Source organism: Eubacterium maltosivorans, assembly GCF_002441855.2.
Lineage (GTDB): Bacteria > Bacillota > Clostridia > Eubacteriales > Eubacteriaceae > Eubacterium > Eubacterium maltosivorans.
In genome coordinates this window covers 3,789,354-3,808,021 of record NZ_CP029487.1, presented here as the reverse complement: position 1 = coordinate 3,808,021, position 18,668 = coordinate 3,789,354, and the positions used below count along the sequence as shown (strand labels likewise).

Below are 18,668 nucleotides of genomic sequence, written 5' to 3'. Positions count from 1 at the left end.
ACTTTCACGCGTATAAGTTCAGACGCTCTCCTCTTACAAATCCCATCAATGTCACTCCATGTTTTCGGGCCAGCTGAACGCTTCCGTTTGTGGGCGCAGAAATGGATAAAACGCAGCGGATACCATTTTGGATGATCCAGGTCATTACCTCGCTTGGAATCCTGCCGGTTGTTAAAAGCATTTTGTTTTCAGGAGTGATTCGCTTCAGCAAAATACCGCCAAACAGCTTGTTATAAGTATTATAACGGCTGACGTCATCGTAAAACAGCACAGCCTCACCCTTTTCGTAGAGCCCTATACTGTGCACACCGCCAGTTTTTACAAAAAGCTCCGATTTTTTGCTGAAGCCTTCCATCATTTCAAAAAGGCCTTTCTCTGTCAACCCGTATCGTTTCAATACTGTTTGAAAATCCGATTTAAAAGGGCAGGCTTGTTTTTCTTCATTCCTTGAGAGAATACTCTCCTCAGACAATTCAAAAAAATCTTTTAATTTTGCTGTCCTCTCATGACTGTCAATATAGACAACCGCACCTGTCTCTGCGCCGCTTTGCTTAATTTCTACATTATATACCTGCCGGATATCTTTTATAAGACCTTTCAGATAAAAAAAACCAACGCCCAGCTCTTTTAGATTCTGTGGGGTACTCATCAATGAGATCATTTTTTTTCCGTTAAGGTATAACGCAACAGGGTACTCCTCAACCATTGGGTCAAAAACCCTTTTGGCGCCTTTTGGTGTAATTCTCACAATTTCTTCCAATTTCACTGACATCGCCGACTCCTTTTAAGTGCTTTGTTAAATCTCCAGGGGTGTTTAAATTACAAAAAAGATGCCAATCCGGCGTGTAAATCCGGGCATCCTTCTCTGCTATATAAAAAATATTTTCCCGGCTTAAATAATGGAAAACGCTCTTCCTCCCGCTTTTTAAAAAACGCTTTGCCGATGGCAGCAATTCCCTTGAATAGAAGGCATTGAAAGGCTCAATCCATTCTTTATAACGTGTGACACAGCCTGTCTTATCAGGATTTTTTTCTAAAAGTGTCATCATATACCGGATAAACGTCAGGTCATAATTGGGCATATCACAGGCTGTGACATAAACATATTCTGACTGGCCGTATAGCAAAGCGGTATAAATTCCTGTCAAGGAGGCCGAAATATTTAAAATATCCGGATATACACCTGCAATTCCGTGGATACCAACAATCTCCTCTTCACTACAGCCGACAATGATTATTTCATCAAACAAGACGGCCAGCTGGTCTACAATGGATTGCAGCAGCGCCTTACCTGAAATAACCAGATTTTTTTTATCCTTTCCCATTCTGGTGCTCTTCCCGCCAACCAGAATGGCAGCTGTCTTATACTTTTTCATTGTCTTTCTCCCAGGATATGAAAACGCTCCCTCCACCACCAACCATGATGAAGGGAGTACACATTTATTTTGCTTCTTCTAAAAAGACTTTACAAACTTTGAATGGCGGAATCTTAGCGATCGGGTCAACTTTACCGCCTGTCAGACAATTGGCGCCTTTGTCCCCATAATGGAACGGCATAAACAGGGTGTTTTCCTGGATGCCTTGATTATAGACAGCTTTGGCGGTTACAGAGCCTCTCGGCGATGTTACCTGAATAAGCTCTCCTTCTGAGAAACCATGCTCTTCCGCTGTTTTGGGATTAATTTCAAAGAAAGGATCTCCTACAATCTGCTGGATACCTGCGGTTCTTTTCGTCATTGTACGGGTGTGATAATGCTGCAGAATACGCCCAGTCATCAAAATCATCGGATAGGTATCATCTGGCTGATCTTCCGGCGCAATGTAGTGCGCAACATTGAACATTCCCTTTCCACGCGTAAACTGTCCTTTATGCAGGAATTTCGTACCTTCTGATTCCTTGTCAGGGCATGGCCACTGGATACGGTCGCCGCGTTCCAGGCGCTCATGCGACACGCCTGCATAGCTCGGGGTAACCGACGCGATTTCATCCATAATTTCGGCAGAGCTGTTAAAATTAAAGCCCTCAGCACCCATACGCTGCGCAAGTTCACAGATAATCCTCCAGTCCTCTTTGGCAACGCCAGGCGCCTTTACCGCTTTTCTAAGCAGCTGTACACGACGTTCGGTATTGGTAAATGTGCCGTCTTTTTCGGCATAGACCATTGCCGGCAGAACAACATCCGCATATTCTGATGTTTCTGTCAGGAAAATATCCTGGAGTACAATAAAGTTTGCCTTCTCAAAGGCCTCCTTCACATGGTTTGTATTTGGATCAGAAACCAGTGGGTTCTCGCCCATGATATATAAAAACTTCACGATGTTTTTATCGACATCATCAACAATTTCCGTAATGGTGTGACCTGCATTGGTCGGCAGCTCTGTTCCCCAGGCCTGCTCAAATTTGGCAAGAACATCTGGGTTATTTGTCTTCTGATAACCTGTGAAATCGCCTGGAAGAGCCCCCATATCGCAGGCTCCCTGGACATTATTCTGACCACGAAGCGGATTGACCCCACAGCCTTCACGACCGATTTTGCCCGTCATCATTGCCAGATTAGCGGTGCTCATAACACCATCGGTTCCGGTAGCGTGCTGAGTCACGCCCATTGAATAGAAGATGCCGCCTTTATCCCTGGTTGCATATAAACGAGCTGCCTTGCGCATATCTTCTGGATCTACACCACATATTTCAGCACATTCTTCCACTGTAATTGTATTTAAGTACGCTTCAAACGCATCAAAATTTTCTGTCCGCTCGTTAATAAAATCACGGTCCTCCAGGTGTTCATCTAAAATTGCTTTCATCAGGCCATTAAACAGGGCAACATTGGTGCCTGGCTTGATCTGAAGGTAAACATCGGCATATTTTGCCAGCTCAATTTTTCGCGGTTCTGCCACGATCAACGCTGCGCCTTTTTGCACTCGCTGCTTGATCTTAGCGCCAATGACCGGATGTGTCTCAGTGGTGTTTGACCCGCTGACGAGAATAACATCCATCACGTCGACTTCTTCGATGCTGTTTGTCATAGCACCGCTGCCAAAAGATTTAGCCAGACCTGCAACAGTAGAAGCATGACAAAGACGCGCACAATGGTCAACGTTATTGGTCTTACCTACCGATCGGATAAATTTCTGGAATAAATAGTTTTCTTCATTAGTACACCGGGCCGACGAAAAGCCTGCGACAGCCTGCGGGCCTTCCGCAACAGCTTCTTTAAGCTTCTGAATAATCAGATCATAGGCTTCATCCCATGTCGCTTCTTCCAAAACGCCATTTTTTCGAATAAGCGGTGTTTTCAGGCGGTCTTCACTGGATACAAAATCATGAGCAAAACGTCCTTTGACACAGAGAAGGTTATTATTAACATTGCCCGGAACACTCATCACATCTGTAATTTTGTTATCCCGAACCTTTAATTTCAAAGTACAGCCCACGCCACAATAAGGACAAATTGTTTCGACCGTTTCAGTATACGGAAGCGGCATAAACTTTTTCGGTGCTAGTGCTCCCGTGGGGCATTCAGCAATACAATTCCCACAGTTTACACAGTTTGAGTTTTTATCGCCGCGCAGCATATTGAAAACTGGATTAATATTTGTCTCGTAACCGCGGTCACATTTTGCCAGTACATGATTGCACTGAAGGTGTTCGCAGACTTTGACACAACGATTACACAAAATACATTTATTGGGATCGTATGTATAAAAAGGACTTGAATCATCGATTGGTTTGCCCTTTTCCAAAGATTGACCAAAACTTTTTATTTCATCATACTCGATACAATTCCCATTCAACTCAACAAAACGGCAGGTGCCAAATTTGTAACAGGTAAAGCAATCAAATGTATGATCTGAAAAAAGCATTTTCAAGACAAAACGGCGCGCTTTACGGACGACCGCATTATTCGTATAGACGACCATCCCTTCGCCTACCGGTGTTGAACAAGCTGTTTCCAGTCTTCTGGCTCCCACTACTTCAACAAGGCACATCCTACAGCTTCCTTCAGGATCAAAGCCTTTAAAATAGCACAAAGTCGGGATATCAATCCCTGCTTCTTTAGCGGCGTTGAGGATTGTCGTGCCCTCGGGAACGCTCACTTTCTGATTGTCAATTGTTAAATTTACCATTTCAAACATCTCCTAAAATAATCTACCAAAATTACGTTGTAATCCTTATTATAGTATCTCATTTTTCACATTTTTGTCAATCACCCGAGGGGAAATTTACTTGTATTTCCTAGATTTTGTTATTTTCTTAAATCTTCGGGTATAATTTCATATAAAGATAAAGTATAGGCTTTATTTAAGCCACCTATTTTGATTAATAGTAAATTTTTGACATCTTGTGGACAAGACCTTAAAGTTATCGTATAATCAAAATAGGTCATGTAATCGATGAAAGGATTAAAGGTGGTTACTATGTTAAATGATATTTCAAAAACTTTACTGAAAAAAATGGAATCTGCAAATTATTCAGATGATGGCATCGCTACCATTTCATTAGAAGAATTTACAAATGTTGATGAAGCAAAAGCGGCTGTTTTGGAAATCGAAAAATTACCCGATTATTCTGAACACAAATTAGACCTGAACGAAGGAACGATGATTCTTTCCGTTTACAATCCAAAAGAAGATATTAATGGTTTTGTTACAAGACATCCAAACCGGACAGCCTGCGGAGGCAAATAATTAAATTTTGAGCTTTGGCCTCTCTCAATTGAGAGGTCTTTTTATAATCAACCCGTATCATGGCGATACGGGTTGATTTTTGCAATAAAAAAACGATCCTGTGATCGTCATAATGGTGGGGAGAGATGGATTCGAACCATCGTAGACTCAGTCAACGGATTTACAGTCCGCCCCCTTTAGCCACTCGGGCATCTCCCCAAAATAAAAATGGAGCTGATGATAGGACTTGAACCTACAACCTGCTGATTACAAATCAGCTGCTCTGCCAATTGAGCCACATCAGCTTAAATAATTACATATTTAACTTTATTTCGGACTTCTGCGGCCCTTTCCCATCTGCCTAACTAAGCGATTCACACCAAATCAAAGATTTGGGTTCTCTGCTTATGCCAATTGAACCACATCAGCTTAAAAATTATATATTTAACTTCAGTTTGAATTAATAAAACTTTAAAACAAATAAAAAAATGGTGACCCATGGGCGACTTGAACGCCCGACACCCTGATTAAAAGTCAGATGCTCTACCAACTGAGCTAATGGGTCATAAAAAATGGTGGGGAGAGATGGATTCGAACCATCGTAGACTCAGTCAACGGATTTACAGTCCGCCCCCTTTAGCCACTCGGGCATCTCCCCAAAATAAAAATGGAGCTGATGATAGGACTTGAACCTACAACCTGCTGATTACAAATCAGCTGCTCTGCCAATTGAGCCACATCAGCTTAAATAATATCAAATATTAAGATAAAAAAATGGCGACCTGGAAGAGACTCGAACTCTCGACCTCCAGCGTGACAGGCTGGCATTCTAACCAACTGAACTACCAGGCCGCATGGTGTTAAAAATAGGAACTTTAAAACTAAAAATGGTGACCCCTGGGGGATTCGAACCCCCGTAACCGCCGTGAAAGGGCGGTGTCTTAACCGCTTGACCAAGGGGCCAAATTGCTTTGGCTTAAAAAGACGGATATGGAAAATTCCTGCTTCTCCATATCCGTTTGTCTTCAAATGGCTCCCCAGGTAGGATTCGAACCTACAGCCTATCGGTTAACAGCCGAGTGCTCCACCGTTGAGCTACTGAGGATTATTTAAGACCCCGCGATGTCCTATCCTCCCAGGCAGTTGCCCACCAAGTACTTTCAGCGCTGAAGGACTTTACTTCTGTGTTCGGTATGTTAACAGGTGTTTCCCCTTCGCCATCATCACGAGATCAATCTTGTGTTTTTATTCAATTATAAGGATCGTATTTTTCAAAGCAAAGCTTCCTATCTGTTCAAGATGCTTTTCTTTGAAAAATGCGTTCGCTTTTGTACCTTTGCTTCGCTTGCGCTCAGCTGCATACCAAAGCCTTTCATGCTTTGGACAAAAGTGTTGGTCACTCAAAACAACATAAAGGAAAAGAGTTTTTCAAAATGTCTTGATGGGATCAAGACCTCGGCCGATTAGTACTGGTCAGCTCCATACATTGCTGCACTTCCACCTCCAGCCTATCTACCTGGTCGTCTTCCAGAGGCCTTACTTCTTTCGAATGAGATATCTTATCTTAAGGGGGGCTTCGTGCTTAGATGCCTTCAGCACTTATCCCTTCCAAACTTAGCTACCCAGCGATGCTCCTGGCGGAACAACTGGTGCACCAGCGGTTTGTCCATTCCGGTCCTCTCGTACTAGGAACAGCTCCTTTCAAATATCTTACGCCCACGACGGATAGGGACCGAACTGTCTCACGACGTTCTGAACCCAGCTCGCGTGCCTCTTTAATGGGCGAACAGCCCAACCCTTGGGACCTGCTTCAGCCCCAGGATGAGACGAGCCGACATCGAGGTGCCAAACCTCCCCGTCGATGTGGACTCTTGGGGGAGATAAGCCTGTTATCCCCGAGGTAGCTTTTATCCGTTGAGCGATGGCCCTTCCACTCGGAACCACCGGATCACTAAGCCCGACTTTCGTCTCTGCTCGAGATGTCTCTCTCGCAGTCAATCACCCTTCTGCCTTTGCACTCTTACAGATGGTTTCCAACCATCCTGAGGGTAACTTTGGGCGCCTCCGATACTTTTTAGGAGGCGACCGCCCCAGTCAAACTGCCCATCTGACACTGTCCGCTTGCCGGTTGACGGCAACGCGTTAGAATTCCAATATAACAAGAGTGGTATCCCAACAATGGCTCGGCACACACTGGCGTGCATGCTTCTCTGCCTCCCACCTATCCTGTACATGTTATATCAAAACTCAATGCCAGACTACAGTAAAGCTCTACGGGGTCTTTCCGTCCTGTCGCGGGTAACTCGCATCTTCACGAGTACTACAATTTCACCGGGTGTGTTGTCGAGACAGCGCTCAAATCGTTACGCCTTTCGTGCGGGTCAGAACTTACCTGACAAGGAATTTCGCTACCTTAGGACCGTTATAGTTACGGCCGCCGTTTACTGGGGCTTAAGTTCGCACCTTCGCTTGCGCTAAGCACTCCCCTTAACCTTCCAGCACCGGGCAGGCGTCAGCCCCTATACGTCATCTTTCGATTTAGCAGAGACCTGTGTTTTTGCTAAACAGTCGCTTGAGCCTCTTCTCTGCGGCCCCCGAGGGGGCACTCCTTCTCCCGAAGTTACGGAGTCATTTTGCCGAGTTCCTTAACAACACTTCTCCCGCTCATCTTAGGATTCTCTCCTCGCCTACCTGTGTCGGTTTACGGTACGGGTACCTCTTTGCTCGATAGAAGCTTTTCTTGACAGCGTGAAATCGGCGACTTCCCTACTTATTTTTCGTTCCGCATCACAGCTTGACCTTGGGGAAAAAGGGATTTGCCTCTCTTTCCAGTCTCACTGCTTGCCCCGGCTCTTCCAATGGCCGGGTTCGCTTATCCTTCTGTGTCACTCCATCTCTCAAACGCATTGAGGTAGTACTGGAATTTCAACCAGTTGTCCATCGCCTACGTCGTTCGACCTCGGCTTAGGCCCCGACTAACCCTGAGCGGACGAGCCTTCCTCAGGAAACCTTGGGCTTTCGATGGTGAAGATTCTCACTTCACTTTCGCTACTCATGCCAACATTCTCTCTTCTCTTAAGTCCACTGAACCTTTCGATTAAGCTTCGCCCCTAAGAGATTGCTCCCCTACCACTGTACCTTACGGCACAATCCATCGCTTCGGTGCCTGATTTTAGCCCCGTTCATTTTCGGCGCACCACCACTCGACCAGTGAGCTATTACGCACTCTTTAAATGTATGGCTGCTTCTAAGCCAACATCCTGGTTGTTTGTGCAGTGACACATCCTTTCCCACTTAATCAGTACTTGGGGACCTTAGCGGATGGTCTGGGCTGTTTCCCTTTTGACAATGAAACTTATCTCCCACTGTCTGACTGCCCTGTTAAAATGGACGGCATTCGGAGTTTGATATGGTTCGGTAAGCTTGACGCCCCCTACCCAATTCAGTGCTCTACCTCCGTCATTCATCACAGAACGCTAGCCCTAAAGCTATTTCGGGGAGAACCAGCTATCTCCGTGTTCGATTGGAATTTCACCCCTATCCACAACTCATCCAAGCCTTTTTCAACAGACACTGGTTCGGGCCTCCACTTGGTTTTACCCAAGCTTCACCCTGGTCATGGATAGATCACACGGTTTCGGGTCTACAGCATGCAACTCGTCGCCCTCTTAAGACTCGCTTTCGCTTCGGCTCCGCACCTGAAGTGCTTAACCTCGCTACATACCGTAACTCGTTGGCCCGTTCTACAAAAAGCACACTGTCACTTGCGCTCCAGCTGCTTGTAAGCACAGGGTTTCAGTTTCTATTTCACTCCCCTCCCGGGGTTCTTTTCACCTTTCCCTCACGGTACTTTCCGCTATCGGTCACTGGGTAGTATTTAGCCTTGGGGGGTGGGCCCCCCATCTTCCCACAGGGTTTCACGTGTCCCGTGGTACTCGTTGAATCTCCTCATTTCGGCTTTTCGCTTACGCGCGTCTTACGCTCTTTGCGGGGCCTTCCCATGCCCTTCTGCTAAACGGAAATGATTGTTGGATTCTGGGCTTTTCCTCGTTCGCTCGCCGCTACTTAAGGAATCGATGTTTCTTTCTTTTCCTCCGGGTACTAAGATGTTTCAGTTCCCCGGGTTCCCTCCGTTATGCTATGGATTCACTTAACGGTGACGGTTCTTCTAACCGCCGGGTTTCCCCATTCGGACATCCACGTCTCGTCGGATATGTGCTCCTAAACGTGGCTTTTCGCAGCTTGTCGCGTCCTTCTTCGGCTCCCAGTGCCAAGGCATTCGCCCTGTGCTCTTTGTTTCTTGATCTCCACGAATGCTTTCGCATTTCGTTTTTCTTTTGTTCTCTTTCTGAGCTCAAAAGAATGTTGTTTTTGAAATTGCATTTATTAAGAAGTTTTACTTTGTTTAATATTTGCTCTTTACTCTTTTTTCTTTATGTTGTTTTCAATGACCAATATGATGTTTTATCATGGTGGGCTTGGGAGGACTTGAACCTCCGACCTCACGCTTATCAGGCGTGCGCTCTAACCACCTGAGCTACAAGCCCATATTTATTTTTTTAAATATGGTGGAGACGAGGAGACTCGAACTCCTGACCTTCTGCATGCGAAGCAGACGCTCTCCCAACTGAGCCACGCCCCCGCAATTGGTTTTGATGATAATATGGTGGAGATGAGGAGATTCGAACTCCTGACCCCCTGCTTGCAAGGCAGGTGCTCTCCCAACTGAGCTACACCCCCGTATCATCATTGTGCTGTATGACTTTGGGTCATACAAAAGAAAATAGTACCATGACTTCCTGTTCCCTAGAAAGGAGGTGATCCAGCCGCACCTTCCGATACGGCTACCTTGTTACGACTTCACCCCAATTACTAGCCCCACCTTCGACCGCTGAGTCCTTACGGTTCTCTCACGGGCTTCGGGTGTTGCCAACTCTCGTGGTGTGACGGGCGGTGTGTACAAGACCCGGGAACGCATTCACCGCGGCATTCTGATCCGCGATTACTAGCAACTCCAACTTCATGCAGGCGAGTTGCAGCCTGCAATCCGAACTGGGATCTGTTTTAAGGGATTTGCTTCACCTCGCGGTTTCGCGGCCCTCTGTTCAGACCATTGTAGCACGTGTGTAGCCCAGGTCATAAGGGGCATGATGATTTGACGTCATCCCCACCTTCCTCCGTATTGTCTACGGCAGTCCCTCTAGAGTGCCCAACTCAATGCTGGCAACTAAAGGCAGGGGTTGCGCTCGTTGCGGGACTTAACCCAACATCTCACGACACGAGCTGACGACAACCATGCACCACCTGTCTCTCTGTTCCCGAAGGAAACGTCCCATCTCTGGGATTGTCAGAGGATGTCAAGACCTGGTAAGGTTCTTCGCGTTGCTTCGAATTAAACCACATGCTCCGCTGCTTGTGCGGGTCCCCGTCAATTCCTTTGAGTTTCAACCTTGCGGTCGTACTCCCCAGGCGGAATGCTTATTGTGTTAACTGCGGCACTGAGTTTCCCCAACACCTAGCATTCATCGTTTACGGCGTGGACTACCAGGGTATCTAATCCTGTTCGCTCCCCACGCTTTCGCACCTCAGCGTCAGTATTTGTCCAGCAAGCCGCCTTCGCCACTGGTGTTCCTCCTAATATCTACGCATTTCACCGCTACACTAGGAATTCCACTTGCCTCTCCAATACTCAAGTCTGACAGTTTCAAATGCACGTCACCGGTTGAGCCGGTACCTTTCACATCTGACTTATCAGACCGCCTACGCGCCCTTTACGCCCAGTCATTCCGGACAACGCTTGTCCCCTACGTATTACCGCGGCTGCTGGCACGTAGTTAGCCGGGACTTCCTCATTGGGTACCGTCATGTTTTCTTCCCCAATAACAGAGCTTTACGATCCGAAAACCTTCTTCACTCACGCGGTATTGCTGCGTCAGGGTTGCCCCCATTGCGCAATATTCCCCACTGCTGCCTCCCGTAGGAGTCTGGACCGTGTCTCAGTTCCAGTGTGACCGTTCGCCCTCTCAGACCGGTTACCCATCGTCGCCTTGGTGGGCTGTTATCTCACCAACTAGCTAATGGGACGCGGGTCCATCCTATGGCACCGGAGTTTTCATGATCATGCCATGCGACACAATCATAATATAAGGCTTTACTCCCAGTTTCCCGAGGCTATTCCTTTCCATAGGGCAGGTTACCCACGCGTTACTCACCCGTTCGCCACTTTCCAATCACTTATTCCCCCGAAGGTTCTTAACTGATCTTCTCGTTCGACTTGCATGTGTTAAGCATACCGCCAGCGTTCGTCCTGAGCCAGGATCAAACTCTCAATAATTAGTTTATCGTTTTGCCTTTCGGCTTCTTGATCTGGTTCATGTGATGATTTTTTGAAGTGTTCATCGCACTTGCGTTTTTTATCCTTTGCTGATTTTCATCAGCTGGAATTTCAGGTTTTATGGTACTATTCTCTTTTCTATGACCCGAACCTCTTTATCTATATTTAATGAAGAGATTCATCTGCCGTCGTTGACAGCTTATATATGATACAACATCTTGCGAGTTGTTGTCAAGCGCTTTTTAACTTTTTTCAAAATCTTTTTTAAAGATTTTTATTCAAAATCAGCCACGCCTTATCGCTGACGACTTGACATAGTTTATCAGCTTTTTTATGAACTGTCAATAGCTTATTTGAAATTTTTTATAAAAAAAGCGAAATCCGTGAAGATTTCGCTTCTTAATGGCTTATTCAGGCTTATTCAGCCAGCTTTGTTTCTTTGATTTCCATGCCTAACACCTTTGATACTGACTTGTAGACAATAAATGTAATGAGCGCATTGACACCTGTTTTTATTAAATTAAATGGTATAATGACTGGAATGAGCATTGCTATAACTGCTTCGATCGGCGTTCCCATAAACAGCGGTGTGAAAATCAGATTCCAGATAACCATTGTGATCGTCATTGCCAAGGCTCCAAAGAACAATCCAACAACCGCACCCTTCCGTGTACGATGCTTCTTATAAATATTGCCAGCCACCAGAACAAAGCTTCCCGTCGCGAAGAAATGCATCATAATGCCAATAATGCCGCTGGCTGAGCTTACTGTCAGTCCCTGTAAAATAGAAACAACGGCAGTTAAAACCAGGCCACCTAACGGCCCAAACATAAATGTACCAATCAAAATGGGGATATCCGCCGGATCATACTCTAAAAAGGGAGCTGCCGGGAAAACTGGAAAGTGAATTAAGTAGACCAATAGTATGGACATCGCTGCCAATACCGCCATTTGGGTGATCGTCTTCGTTTTGACGTTCATGATGATACCTCCTGTGGGTCTGTCAGGTTGCATTAAAAAAGCCCTTAGGTCTGTGTACCTAAGGGCTCAACACTAAGCGCATCAACTGTGCTAATTTCTTTCATCCGGACTATACCGTTGGTTCTGGATTCTAACCAGATCGGCCTTTCGGCTCGTAGACTTGTTGCTTTAACGCACATCACTACCAGTGAGGAATTACACCTCGCCCTGAAACAGACATATCATTTAATTTTCTGTATACATTATAGCGCCATTCACCTATATTGTCAAGCTACTTGAACAATTTATTGCTATGAAAACATGTTTTTTCTGAATAATATTATTGCTACCAAAGCGGTCAGTATCACAACGATGATCACAACTGCTCCAAAATTAGCAAACGGCAGGCCTGAAACATTCATTCCGTAAAAGCTTGAAACCATTGTTGGTATTGCCATCAATATAGTAATAGAGGTAAGAACCTTCATTACAATATTCAAGTTATTTGAAATGATTGACGCAAAGGCATCCATCGTGCCACTTAAAATATTACTATAAATGTTGGACATCTCGATGGCCTGCTCTACTTCAATAAGAACATCCTCTAACAGCTCACGGTCATCTTCATAAAGCTTAATGACTCGTCCTCTCTGAAGCTTTTCAAGTACAGACTGGTTCGCTTTTAAAGAAGTGGAGAAAAATACCAGACTCTTTTCCAGATCCAATAGCTGAATAAGCTCTTTATTTTTCATTGAACGGTGCAGTTCCTTCTCGATTTCGGTACTCATACGATTAATATGTCTCAGGTAAACCAGGAATCGGGTTGCAACACGGTAAAGCATCTGAAAAATAAACCGGGTTTTCAAATTTGTAAAGACGTGCTTCACTCTGCCTTTTGCAAAATCGTCAATAATGGTATTGCTTTGCAGGCAGACTGTTATGATGTTCTCATGGGTTTCGATAATCCCAACTGGTATAGTGCTGTATAAAACCATCTGCGAAGTTTTATCCACTATGGGTACATCGATGGTTATTAAAGCCTGATTCATATCTTCATCAAGCTCGACACGTGAGATTTCTTCTTCATCCAGTGCGGCACGAAGAAAATCTTCTTCTACATTTAATTGATCTGAAATTGACAAAAGCTCTTCCTCTGTGGGATTTACCATGTTAATCCAGGCATGCTTTTCAATTTCATCAATTTCTACAATTTTTCCATCAATCGTTTTGTAAATATTGATCATTTTGACCTCCTTCGTTAGAAAGCGGCCAAAATATGTATTGATATTATGACCGCTTGATTATTCAATTTTAATAAGCGCTTCTCTCCAGGGTCCGCGTCCATAATATCACTCCTTTTTATATCTTAAGGGTTTATCGCAAAGAAAAAACCTCCATATAAAGCATGAAGGTACTCTTTAGGATTGTGCTCTCTACCTACTATACGTGTTTGGGAGAATAATGTCAATCTTTTTTTATTTTTACTATCATTAAACTTGTGTTAAAATAAAGTAGAGTTGGGTAGAAATCTCCTGGAGGTGACACATATTTTGAAAGTAAAGAGAAAGCTCCCCCTTTTAATGATTCTGTTAGTGGTGATACCGCTTTTAATATTATCTTCCATTATAAGCATTTATATGTCAAGAAGTTCTTTGGAAATGCGAAAGCAAGCCCTGTCGGATGTTTCTGAATCCATCGCCAACTATCTGGAAGAGTTTTACAAAACACAAATGGATGATCTGGCGTTCACAGCGCAGATCCCTGCTTTCGCCCAGAGTTTGAGTAACCCTTCAGATCCTGAGCTCCTGGAGCCGGCGCAGCAGCTCCTAAACATCAGTACCAAAACCAACAGCGTTGTCAATCGTAATTCAATCATCGACCTGACCGGGAATGTTATTGCTTCATCGGACCCTAACTATCAAGGGACAAACGTAAGGGATTCTAACATGTTCAAGACATTGATTGAACAAAACAAGGATTCTTACAACGAAGTTGTGGACACGCCATCGAATGGCAACAAATGCCTTTCATTGGCGATAAAAATTTATGATGCTTCTCAAAGACCCATCGGGATTTTAAACCGCAATGTCAGTATTGGGAGTATTAACCAGCAGATCAGCCAACGCAAGGTGGGTGACAGCGGCTATGTCTATATTCTGGACTCCAAGGCAAAGCAGCTTTCTACGATTATGGAAGAAGGTCTCTCCTCTGAGGACAGCCAGAAAAACGCCCTTAACAATGACGCTGACCTGAAGAAGTTCATCTCCGATGTTGAAAACAACCGCTTAAAGAGCAACACAGGATTTTTCACCTATAACTATGACGGCACTCCTGTTATTGCCAATTACGAAAAGATTCCTACCTCAGGCTGGGTTGTCGTTGTCTGCATGACACAAACGGAAGTGTTTAAAGAAGCTAATACCCTACAGACCATGTTGCTGCTCACAACGCTGACAATCACGCTGGTCGCTCTGTTTATTGGCGTTCAGCTTGCAAAAACCATTACGAACCCTCTTACCTATCTGAATGAAAAGATTAAGCAGATTCAGCATGAAAACTTTTCTGTACGCTGTGAAATTCCAGGGGACGATGAATTCCATGAGTTAGCCGACAATATTAATCAGATGACTGAAACTCTTGAAATCAGCAAGCATGAGCTGGTAAAAACTAATGAGCTTTTAAAGAAATCGGCCTATATTGACGGACTGACCAACATTCCGAACCGCAAATCGATTTATCACACAATGGATACACTTTTTAGAAAATACAATAATCAGGCTCTTTTTCTTTTTGACCTCAATGGTTTTAAAACCATTAACGATACCTTTGGACATCATATGGGCGACGCCGCGCTCAATGCTGTCGCCAAGATTTTAAAGGGCATTGCCAGCGATAATGTTTTCCCAGCCCGTCTGGGCGGTGATGAATTTCTGGTATTTATCAATAACTATTCGAATCCAAAGGACGTTGTGGATTTAGCGGAAAGCATTCTCCGCAATATTGAAAATATTAAAAATCTGAGGGAACACCCTGTCAACCTCTCTGCCAGTTTGGGGATCACCTTTCTCAAGGACGATACTATCAACCGAAGCCAATGGATACGTCAGGCAGACGAGGCCATGTATGACGCCAAGCATGATGAGACCTCCGCTTATGCCATCTATGAAAAAGAATCTGATTTGTTTCATGAAGATTGAGACGAATTACCCAAAAAGATCCTTAAAAATCGCCTTGAATGCGATTTTTAAGGATCTTTGTCGTTTTTCAGTCATTCTTAAAACAAAAATTTTTATTTTTACTTTTTTCTTCTTTTTTGTTTAAATCAAAATTTTGCCGGGTAAGTAATTAACCGTAAACCAAAAGAACATTTTTTAGGAGGTGTTTCTCACATGAATAAACCAAATTCGCAAAGCACTGGACCTAAAAAGACCTTAACCTTGTTTGGCTTCTTTGCCATCACTGCTTCAATGGTTATGACGGTCTATGAATATCCAACCTTTGCATCATCTGGTTTCCAACTTGTATTTTTCTTATTACTTGGTGGATTTTTATGGTTCATTCCTGTTGCTCTCTGCGCCGCTGAAATGGCGACGGTCGACGGCTGGCAGGACGGTGGTATTTTTGCCTGGGTCGGAAATACACTTGGTGAACGATGGGGTTTTGCCGCAATCTTTTTTCAATGGTTCCAAATAACCGTCGGTTTTGTCACCATGATTTATTTCATCCTCGGCGCATTTTCGTATGTGTTTGACTTCCCTGCACTCAGCAGTAATCCAACCATACAGTTTATTGGCGTGTTAGTCGTCTTCTGGGCTTTGACCTTCTCTCAGCTCGGCGGGACCAAGTACACCGCGATTATTTCTAAAGTCGGCCTGATTGTCGGGATCATTATTCCGGCCATTATTCTCTTCGGTCTGGCGATTGCTTATTTTACAACCGGCGGTCCGCTGAATGTCGAAATCAGCGCAAAAGCATTTATTCCTGATTTTTCTAAGATCAATACGCTGGTAATTTTCGCTTCTTTCGTTCTGGCCTTTATGGGTGTTGAAGCCTCCGCTTCACATGTCAATGAGCTCCAAAATGCCAACAAGAACTATCCGTTGGCCATGTTTATGCTGGTTATTATGGCCATTATATTAAACACCATCGGTGGTATGGCTGTTGCAGCTTCTGTTCCGGCAAGCGAATTAAGCATGAACTCCGGTGTTGTCCAAGCCTTCGCCGCTTTGATGAATCATGTTAATCCACATCTTGGATGGCTGGTCAAAATTATTGCCTGCATGATCGCTGTCGGTGTTATGGGCGAAGTAAGCGCCTGGGTCGTCGGCCCCTCAAGAGGGCTCTACACAACCGCACAAAAGGGTATCTTACCTGGTGTTTTCAAAAAAGTCAACAAACACAATGTTCCCGTCCCACTGATTATGGTACAAGGTGCCATCGTTACAATCTGGGCAGCAGTGCTGACCTTTGGCGGCGGCGGTGCAAACATTTCATTCTTAACTGCAATCTCACTGACCGTTGTGCTTTATCTGGTTGGTTATATTCTCTTCTTTATCGGCTACTTCGTTCTGGTCTACAAACACAAAGATCTTAAACGTGCTTACCAGGTACCTGGCGGCACAGTCGGTAAAACCATTCTGGCAGGCATCGGCTTGATTATGTCTGTTGCTACATTTATTATTTCTTTCTTCCCACCATCTCAGCTTGCAGCGACAAACGATGGAAAATATGAAACGGTTCTGATGATCAGCTTCATCTTGGCTGTTATTGTTCCATTCATCATTTACGCACTGCATGATAAGAAGGGTAAGAAGATTAAAGAACCACAGCATGTTACCATGGCAGACCGTCCAGGCCACTTCAATTTTATCAGCTTGAGAGGCCGTGGTGAACATCATATTAATCCTGATCCCGAAGACTACATGAATCAGGATACGGCGCCCGTTGCAGATCCAGCTCAGGAGGCCGCAGCCGCAGCGCAAACCGATCACACAAACAAACCGGACAAGCTGTCCACTAAAAAATAACTTATTTCACGCTGTGTCGTCAATTATCATTGGCTTGACATAAATAAATTTAATTCAAACATTTTAGGAGGTAATCAAAATGTTATATTCAAAAGATGATCAGGACAAATTAAAGGACCGTTACTTAACCCCAATTTTTGGTACAGAAGCAAGTGATGAACCCTTACCAAAATACAAACTTCGCAAGGATCCTGTTGAACCGGAAGTTGCATATCGCTTAATTAAAGATGACTTACTTGACGAAGGAAGTGCCAGGCTGAACCTTTCTACTTTCTGCCAGACCTACATGGAACCAGAAGCTACAAAGATCATGGCTGAAACCCTTGAAAAAAATGCGATTGATAAATCTGAATACCCTCAGACAACTGAACTTGAAAACCGTTGTGTCAATATGATCGCTGATCTGTGGCATGCACCGGATGATGAAAAATTCTTAGGCACCTCTACCGTAGGTTCTTCCGAAGCTTGTATGCTCGGTGGTATGGCGATGAAATTCAGATGGCGCAATAACGCGATTAAGCAAGGCTTAGATGTAAAAGCCAAAAAACCAAACTTGGTTATCTCCTCTGGTTATCAGGTATGCTGGGAAAAATTCTGTGTGTACTGGGACATTGAAATGCGTCTCGTACCACTGGATGAACAGCATATGAGTATGAACATGGATACTGTTATGGACTTTGTTGATGAATACACCATTGGTATCGTCGGTATCATGGGCATTACCTACACTGGTAAATTTGACGATATCAAGGCTCTGGATGCTTTAGTCGAAGACTACAACCAGAAAAACCCTAAATTCCCAATCTACATCCATGTCGATGGTGCTTCCGGCGGCATGTTTGCACCATTTATTGAACCAGACCTGGAATGGGATTTCCGCCTCAAAAATGTTGTTTCCATCAATACTTCCGGCCATAAATACGGCTTGGTATATCCTGGTATTGGCTGGGTATTATGGAGAGATGAAAAATGGTTACCGAAGGAACTGATCTTCAGCGTCAGCTACTTAGGCGGCAGCCTGCCGACAATGGCCATTAACTTCTCACGTTCCGCAAGCCAGATCATTGGACAGTATTACAACTTCTTACGCTACGGCTATGAAGGCTACAAGAAAATTCATGAAAGAACCAGAGATGTTGCCATGTATATCTCTAAGGAACTGGAAAAAACCGGTTTGTTTGAAATCTACAATGATGGCTCCAACTTGCCAATCGTCTGCTGGAAGATGAAAAAAGACGCGAATAAAGAATGGAACTTATATGACCTTGCTGACCGTATCCGTATGAAGGGCTGGCAGGTACCTGCTTATCCACTGCCGGAAAACTTACAGGACGATATTATCCAGAGAGTCGTTGTCCGTGCTGACTTAAGCGAACAGCTTGGCGTTCTGCTCATGGAAGACATGAACCGCGCGATCAAGGAACTGGACGAAGCACACATTCTTCCACACGGCGGCGACCAGGTTAACAACAAGGGTGTATATGGTTTTACCCATTAATAAGAACATCAAAATCTGTTGATGTTTTTCTCTCCTAACCAATAGCACAGAAGTGTCTCCTATCCACTTCTGTAATCCACAGCAACCCGTATCGTAACGATACGGGTTGTTTTTTAATGGCTTTCTGCATTGTTGTTCATGCGCTGTTATGGTATAGTTAGTAGCAGACGCAGCGGCTCAG

Annotated in this window: 9 protein-coding genes, 11 tRNA genes, 3 rRNA genes and 1 riboswitch; of the genes, 4 read left to right on the top strand and 19 right to left on the bottom strand. The window is 44.5% G+C overall.

Going from position 1 to position 18,668, the window contains the following annotated elements:
- Window positions 1-4 precede the first annotated feature (4 nt).
- The 3 genes from fdhD to fdhF form a co-directional block, all read right to left on the bottom strand.
- Window positions 5-772: a formate dehydrogenase accessory sulfurtransferase FdhD gene (gene fdhD / locus CPZ25_RS17675; protein WP_096919040.1), complete on the bottom strand. Its 768-nt coding sequence runs from the start codon at window positions 770-772 to the stop codon at window positions 5-7.
- On the bottom strand, window positions 711-1,376 hold the full coding sequence (locus CPZ25_RS17670) for a molybdenum cofactor guanylyltransferase (protein WP_058695593.1): 666 nt from the start codon (window positions 1,374-1,376) through the stop codon (window positions 711-713). The genes fdhD and CPZ25_RS17670 overlap by 62 nt, the downstream gene beginning before the upstream one ends.
- A 64-nt stretch (window positions 1,377-1,440) precedes the next feature.
- Window positions 1,441-4,128 carry a formate dehydrogenase subunit alpha gene (gene fdhF, locus CPZ25_RS17665; protein WP_096919041.1) on the bottom strand — a complete coding sequence of 896 codons (2,688 nt, stop codon included), beginning with the start codon at window positions 4,126-4,128 and terminating at the stop codon, window positions 1,441-1,443.
- A 291-nt stretch (window positions 4,129-4,419) separates the two neighbouring features.
- On the opposite strand from fdhF, the gene CPZ25_RS17660 reads away from it, so the two are divergent.
- Complete coding sequence (locus CPZ25_RS17660; RefSeq protein ID WP_096919042.1) at window positions 4,420-4,689, top strand: hypothetical protein; 270 nt, start codon at window positions 4,420-4,422, stop codon at window positions 4,687-4,689.
- 113 nt (window positions 4,690-4,802) lie between these two features.
- On the opposite strand, the gene CPZ25_RS17655 is transcribed toward CPZ25_RS17660, so the two are convergent.
- From CPZ25_RS17655 to CPZ25_RS17580, 16 genes are all read right to left on the bottom strand, one after another.
- Window positions 4,803-4,887: transfer RNA gene (locus tag CPZ25_RS17655), tRNA-Tyr, on the bottom strand.
- A gap of 10 nt (window positions 4,888-4,897) precedes the next feature.
- Window positions 4,898-4,973, bottom strand: a tRNA-Thr gene (locus tag CPZ25_RS17650).
- Window positions 4,974-5,157: 184 nt separating this feature from the next.
- Window positions 5,158-5,233: transfer RNA gene (locus tag CPZ25_RS17645), tRNA-Lys, on the bottom strand.
- A gap of 8 nt (window positions 5,234-5,241) precedes the next feature.
- Window positions 5,242-5,326: transfer RNA gene (locus tag CPZ25_RS17640), tRNA-Tyr, on the bottom strand.
- Window positions 5,327-5,336: 10 nt separating this feature from the next.
- Window positions 5,337-5,412, bottom strand: a tRNA-Thr gene (locus CPZ25_RS17635).
- 31 nt (window positions 5,413-5,443) lie between these two features.
- Window positions 5,444-5,520, bottom strand: a tRNA-Asp gene (locus CPZ25_RS17630).
- Window positions 5,521-5,556: 36 nt separating this feature from the next.
- Window positions 5,557-5,631: transfer RNA gene (locus CPZ25_RS17625), tRNA-Glu, on the bottom strand.
- Window positions 5,632-5,698: 67 nt separating this feature from the next.
- Window positions 5,699-5,773, bottom strand: a tRNA-Asn gene (locus tag CPZ25_RS17620).
- Between the two features lie 9 nt (window positions 5,774-5,782).
- A 5S ribosomal RNA gene (gene rrf, locus CPZ25_RS17615) occupies window positions 5,783-5,899 on the bottom strand.
- A 212-nt stretch (window positions 5,900-6,111) separates the two neighbouring features.
- Window positions 6,112-8,974: ribosomal RNA gene (locus tag CPZ25_RS17610) — 23S ribosomal RNA — on the bottom strand.
- A 164-nt stretch (window positions 8,975-9,138) separates the two neighbouring features.
- A tRNA-Ile gene (locus CPZ25_RS17605) sits at window positions 9,139-9,215 on the bottom strand.
- A gap of 19 nt (window positions 9,216-9,234) precedes the next feature.
- Window positions 9,235-9,310, bottom strand: a tRNA-Ala gene (locus tag CPZ25_RS17600).
- Between the two features lie 22 nt (window positions 9,311-9,332).
- A tRNA-Ala gene (locus CPZ25_RS17595) sits at window positions 9,333-9,408 on the bottom strand.
- A gap of 70 nt (window positions 9,409-9,478) precedes the next feature.
- A 16S ribosomal RNA gene (locus CPZ25_RS17590) occupies window positions 9,479-11,002 on the bottom strand.
- The 16S, 23S and 5S rRNA genes sit together here with 11 tRNA genes alongside, the layout of an rRNA operon.
- A gap of 417 nt (window positions 11,003-11,419) precedes the next feature.
- The gene (locus CPZ25_RS17585; RefSeq protein WP_096920043.1) at window positions 11,420-11,983 is read right to left on the bottom strand and encodes an ECF transporter S component; all 564 of its coding nucleotides are present in this window, start codon (window positions 11,981-11,983) and stop codon (window positions 11,420-11,422) included.
- A gap of 88 nt (window positions 11,984-12,071) precedes the next feature.
- Window positions 12,072-12,202: riboswitch (FMN riboswitch) on the bottom strand.
- Between the two features lie 71 nt (window positions 12,203-12,273).
- The gene (locus CPZ25_RS17580; RefSeq protein WP_058695597.1) at window positions 12,274-13,206 is read right to left on the bottom strand and encodes a magnesium transporter CorA family protein; all 933 of its coding nucleotides are present in this window, start codon (window positions 13,204-13,206) and stop codon (window positions 12,274-12,276) included.
- Window positions 13,207-13,620: 414 nt separating this feature from the next.
- Here CPZ25_RS17580 and CPZ25_RS17575 point away from each other — a divergent pair, with 414 nt between their 5' ends.
- From CPZ25_RS17575 to gad, 3 genes are all read left to right on the top strand, one after another.
- Complete coding sequence (locus tag CPZ25_RS17575; RefSeq protein ID WP_058695598.1) at window positions 13,621-15,159, top strand: sensor domain-containing diguanylate cyclase; 1,539 nt, start codon at window positions 13,621-13,623, stop codon at window positions 15,157-15,159.
- Window positions 15,160-15,351: 192 nt separating this feature from the next.
- Window positions 15,352-16,989, top strand: coding sequence for a glutamate/gamma-aminobutyrate antiporter (gene gadC / locus CPZ25_RS17570; protein ID WP_058695599.1), 1,638 nt, complete (start codon window positions 15,352-15,354; stop codon window positions 16,987-16,989).
- Window positions 16,990-17,068: 79 nt separating this feature from the next.
- Window positions 17,069-18,487, top strand: a complete 1,419-nt coding sequence (gene gad / locus CPZ25_RS17565) for a glutamate decarboxylase (protein ID WP_058695600.1) — start codon at window positions 17,069-17,071, stop codon at window positions 18,485-18,487.
- Window positions 18,488-18,668: the final 181 nt, after the last annotated feature.

Coding starts and splice junctions, on each gene's coding strand:
- gad (WP_058695600.1), top strand. CDS start 17,069: ATGTTATATTCAAAAGATGATCAGGACAAATTAAAGGACCGTTACTTA.
- CPZ25_RS17575 (WP_058695598.1), top strand. CDS start 13,621: ATGCGAAAGCAAGCCCTGTCGGATGTTTCTGAATCCATCGCCAACTAT.
- fdhD (WP_096919040.1), bottom strand. CDS start 772: ATGTCAGTGAAATTGGAAGAAATTGTGAGAATTACACCAAAAGGCGCC.
- CPZ25_RS17670 (WP_058695593.1), bottom strand. CDS start 1,376: ATGAAAAAGTATAAGACAGCTGCCATTCTGGTTGGCGGGAAGAGCACC.
- CPZ25_RS17580 (WP_058695597.1), bottom strand. CDS start 13,206: ATGATCAATATTTACAAAACGATTGATGGAAAAATTGTAGAAATTGAT.
- fdhF (WP_096919041.1), bottom strand. CDS start 4,128: ATGGTAAATTTAACAATTGACAATCAGAAAGTGAGCGTTCCCGAGGGC.
- CPZ25_RS17660 (WP_096919042.1), top strand. CDS start 4,420: ATGTTAAATGATATTTCAAAAACTTTACTGAAAAAAATGGAATCTGCA.
- CPZ25_RS17585 (WP_096920043.1), bottom strand. CDS start 11,983: ATGAACGTCAAAACGAAGACGATCACCCAAATGGCGGTATTGGCAGCG.
- gadC (WP_058695599.1), top strand. CDS start 15,352: ATGAATAAACCAAATTCGCAAAGCACTGGACCTAAAAAGACCTTAACC.